The organism is Crocosphaera sp. Alani8 (assembly GCF_038442745.1).
In the GTDB taxonomy this organism is placed as follows: Bacteria; Cyanobacteriota; Cyanobacteriia; order Cyanobacteriales; family Microcystaceae; genus Crocosphaera.
Genome location: NZ_JARVCN010000246.1, coordinates 1 through 4,857, shown reverse-complemented (window position 1 = coordinate 4,857; position 4,857 = coordinate 1). Strand labels below are relative to the sequence as shown.

3 protein-coding genes are annotated in these 4,857 nt (G+C 42.3%); all 3 read left to right on the top strand.

Annotated features, from left to right (window positions below; genetic code table 11):
• Nucleotides 1–583 (top strand): precorrin-8X methylmutase (locus P9B04_RS14440; RefSeq protein ID WP_342055685.1); only part of this gene is annotated, 583 nt, incomplete at its 5' end.
• A 169-nt stretch (nt 584–752) separates the two neighbouring features.
• Nucleotides 753–1,409 carry a cobalt transporter gene (locus P9B04_RS14435; protein WP_342055686.1) on the top strand — a complete coding sequence of 219 codons (657 nt, stop codon included), beginning with the start codon at nt 753–755 and terminating at the stop codon, nt 1,407–1,409.
• Nucleotides 1,410–1,516: 107 nt separating this feature from the next.
• Complete coding sequence (locus tag P9B04_RS14430; RefSeq protein ID WP_342055684.1) at nt 1,517–4,621, top strand: efflux RND transporter permease subunit; 3,105 nt, start codon at nt 1,517–1,519, stop codon at nt 4,619–4,621.
• The last annotated feature ends 236 nt before the right edge of the window (nt 4,622–4,857 follow it).

Sequence of the window (4,857 nt, the reverse complement as noted above, 5' to 3'; positions counted from 1 at the left end):
ATCGGAAATTGAGGTTGATTTAATTTCCCAACTGGTACTAGCCTGTGGAGATGTAAGTTTGGTGCATTTTCTCAAAATTAGTCAGCAGGCCATCGCTGCTGCTCGCTCCCGACTAAAATCTGGCTGTCAGATCATTGGAGATGTTCAGGCACTCACTGCTATTTTAGATCATCCTCGTCTTGCTCATCTCGGATGTCGTGTCGATACCTTAATCGATAATCCGCACATTATCAGTGCTGCCGAAGCCGAACAAGAATTTTGGCATGGCAAACCTTGGCAAGAAAAATTACTCCAGCTAGAACCTGGCTGTATTGCAGTCGTCGGCTATGCTCCATCCATATTAGTTGGTATCTGTCAAGCCATAAACAATAGACAATTAAAACCTGCTTTAGTTATTGGGATGCCCGTTGGCTTTAGTCATGCCCCTGCTGCTAAACGCTTGCTAATGGATTCTGGCGTACCTTTTATTACTATTTCAGGAACTTTTGGGGGCGGATTATTAGCAGGAACGGCATTAAATGTGATCGCTCAATCTACAATTGAAAAGCCAGATTGCCACTGTTACTTAGGCGTTGCTGAATGAAAAGTTGATCTTAGTCTCAAGTTTCTTCTTTTATACTCAGTTGTTAATCAAGACGCTCACACTCATCTACACTTTCATAGAACCTTAAGAGATTTCACCTCAATTTCACCTTCCCTATGACAGACTATTAGAAATTTTAGATTACCCCTGCTTTTTGTGAGGAATGATGATGAAATCTCTGTCATTGATTAGTCTTCTAAGTCTTAGTTTAACCCTTGGTGTGGCTACCGTTGTTCTTTCCCATGTGGGCCATGGGGACGAGTTTCAAGCGACGGGTGGGATAGAAAGAGTGAAAGTTAACCCAGACAATGATCAAGTGTTGGGTATTGTGGTTACTCCCATTGAACAAAGCGCAACCAATGGGGTAATGATTCCTGTAACAGCCTTAGTCGAAGCGGACGGAAAACAACTGGTTTTTGTTAAATATGAGAATTTTTATGAACCTGTAGAAGTTACCACAGGGGAAACCCAAGGGGACTTAATTACAATTACTGATGGGTTATCTGTTGGGGAACAATTGGTGACTCAAGGTAGTTTATCTTTATATGCTGAGTCTCGCAAAACCAAAACGGCTGAAACTGAGGCAAACTCAGACCCTAGTACAACATCGCAACCGGATCAAACCCACGCTGAAGCTGATGCTCAAGGTATTCCCCATAGTCATGATAGTGCAGGGAATATGGTTAACGAGTCTGAGCAAGCAACAGAAGAAAAATCAGGGGGTTTTCCTCTGATGACAGTGGCTGCTATTGGTGGCGGAGTTGTCGTCGTAGTCGGTGGTGCTTTGGCTGTTATGGGTAATGGTGGCAAAAAGGAAAATTCCTGATCTAATACAAGATAAACAGTGTGTGGGCTTAATAATATTAAGCCCCTACATATAGCATTCGTTTACATGATGACTGATTTTTTGTAAGCTCACTGATTAATTTAACAATGCTGAATTCCCTTCTTAATCAGATTATAAAAAGCTCAATTACCCAACGATGGTTAATTGTTATTGGAGCAATTTTAATGACTTTATGGGGCATTTTTAATATTACCCAAATGCCCTTAGATGTGTTTCCCGAATTTGCTCCCCCACAAGTAGATATTCAAACGGAAGCCCCAGGACTGGCCCCAGAAGAAATAGAAGCACAGATTACTGTCCCCATTGAAAGCACAGTTAACGGCTTACCAGGGGTGACAATAGTGAGATCCTCCTCGAAAGTCGGGTTATCGATGGTACAAGTGGTTTTTGACCAAAATGCGGACATTTACAAAGCCAGACAAGCAGTGACAGAACGACTGCAACAAATTAGTGGTCAATTTCCCGAAAATACCCATCCTCCCGAAATTTCCCCCTTAGTCTCTCCATTAGGAACGATTTTACAATACGCCTTCACTGTCAACGACCAAGGACAAACCTCCATGATGGCTTTGCGTCGTTTGGTAGAAGGAACCCTCAGTAATCAAATTCTCTCGGTTCCAGGGGTTTCTCAAGTCACGGTTTATGGAGGGGATGAACGACTTGAACAGGTTTTAGTTGATCCCCAAAAATTGCGCTCCCTTAATGTTTCCCTCACAGAAGTCACCGAAGCAGCAAAAGGGGCAAATTCCAACGCACCAGGAGGTTTTCTCATTGGAGGGGGTCAAGAATTATTAATTCGTGGTATCGGCCAAGTCAAAACCATTGAAGACTTACAAACATCAGTGGTTAAAGTGGAAAACAGTCAACCCATCTTGCTCAAAGACGTGGCAACAGTGAAAACAGGATCAGCCTTAAAACGGGGAGATGGTAGTTTTAACGGGCAACCTGCGGTGGTAATGATGATCAATAAACAGCCTGATGTAGATACCCCAACAGTCACGAAAGCAGTAGAAACCGTTATCGCTAGTTTAAAGCCTACTTTTCCGTCCGATGTAAACATTGCCAGAACCTTTCGTCAAGCTAATTTTATTGATTCTGCCATTAGCAATGTCAGTGGTTCTCTCCTTCAAGGGATCATTATTGTTTCGGTGATCCTGTTGCTATTTTTGATGAACTGGCGCACCGCAATGATAACCCTCAGTGCCATTCCCCTCTCTTTAATCATCGGTTTATTGTTCATGAAAGCCTTTGGTTTGGGTATCAATACTATGACTTTAGGGGGGTTAGTGGTAGCCATTGGTTCGGTGGTGGATGATTCTATCGTTGATATGGAAAACTGTTATCGGGGACTCCGCACAAACCAAGCACAGGACAACCCAAAACATCCGTTTCAAGTGGTTTATGATACTTCCATTGAGGTGAGACTGGCGGTCATTTTTTCCACGGTTATTATTGTTGTGGTATTTGCCCCCATTTTTAGTTTGAAGGGGGTAGAAGGGCGTATTTTTGCCCCGATGGGATTAGCTTATTTATTGTCTATTGCTGCCTCTACCTTAGTAGCAATGACCCTTTCTCCTGCTTTGTGTGCCATTTTATTAGCCAATCAAACCTTACCCCAAGAAGGGACTTTCATCTCTCGCTTAGTGATGAGGCTTTATCGTCCTTTACTTAATTTATCGTTAAAATTGCCAAAAATTATTCTCTGTTGCGCTTTGGCCGCTTTAATTGCTACTTTTACCATTGTTCCTAGTTTGGGACGAGTCTTTTTACCAGAATTTCAAGAAAAATCAATGGTCAATTCAATGGTGTTATTTCCTGGGGTATCTTTGGACATGACCAACCGTGCAGGAATGGCACTCTATAACTCTCTCAAAGATAATCCTTTGTATCAGTGGGTACAAGTAAGGGCCGGCCGTGCGCCTGGGGATGCAGATGGGGCTGGAGTCAGTATGGCTCATGTGGATATAGAATTGAGTGATTTGGCTCTAAAAGACCGTGAAGCCAGTGTCAAAGAACTACGGGAAGCGTTCTTAAAGTTGCCTGGGGTGGCTCCCAATATTGGGGGGTTTATTTCCCATCGCATGGATGAAGTGTTATCAGGAGTTAGAAGTGCGATTGCTATTAAAATTTTTGGCCCTGACTTAATTGAACTGCGTCAGGTGGGGGAACAGGTACGAGATGCCATTGAACCCATTAAAGGGATTGTTGATTTACAGCTTGAACCTCAATTACCCATCCGTCAAGTGCAAATACATTATGATCGCATGGCAGCGGCCAATTATGGCTTAACCATGCAAAGTATTTCTGAGGTAGTGGAAACGGCATTAAATGGTCAAGTTGTTGCTCAAATCCCTGATAATCAGCAATTAATTAATATTACCGTTGGTTTAGACCCTTCAGCACGGAATAATTTAGATGCTATTGCTTCTATTCCTATTTCTACCCCCACAGGAGAGATGATTCCCTTAAGTTCTGTGGCTAAAGTAGCGTATGGTATGGGGGCAAATGTGGTCAATCGTGAAGATGTTTCCCGATTAATTGTAGTGTCTGCGAATGTGGCTGAAAGGGACTTAGGCAGTGTGGTAGCAGATATTCAAAAAACGATTCGTCAACAACTACAGTTACCGAAGGGTTATTTTATTCAATATGGCGGTCAGTTTGAAGCAGAACAAAATGCAACAAATAATCTCTTGGTATACAGTATTTTAGCAGCCATTATTATTACTATTTTGATGTTTTTCTCGGTCAAATCTTTCCCTGCCACCATCGCCATTATGATTAATTTACCTTTAGCTTTAGTGGGAGGTTTTGTTTCCATTATTTTTAGTGGTGGAGTGATGTCTATTGCTTCTTTAATTGGTTTTATTACGTTGTTTGGGGTGGCTGTCCGCAATGGTTTATTATTGGTGGACAATTATAACCAGAAATTTGCTCAAGGAATGACCCTTCAAGATGTCATTGTTAAGGGTTCTCTTGACCGAGTTAATGCCATTTTAATGACCGCTTTAACCTCTGCTTTAGGAATGTTACCGTTAGCCGTTGCTTCGGGTGCAGGTAATGAAATTCTGCAACCTTTAGCCATTGTAGTGTTGGGCGGTTTATTTACTTCTACGGCTTTAACTTTACTCGTAATTCCTGCCCTTTATGCTCAGTTTGGCAAGTGGTTGATACCTAAATATTACCACCTGTAAATTTTCCGTTGATGGATAGAGAACTTATATACTACTGAGGATGGGGTCTCGCTGTGCGAGTGCGGCTACACCGCTTAAAACTGAGGAGCGAGCTGGCTCTGCGAGATCCGCGAAGCCGATCGCAAAACAGAACCAGTCGAGGCAACTACCTCAAATTCTTGTGAGCAGCGATCACTTCATATAACCTGTATTATTCATGAAGAAAAAACAAAACCTAAAAAATAAGGAATTGGCAT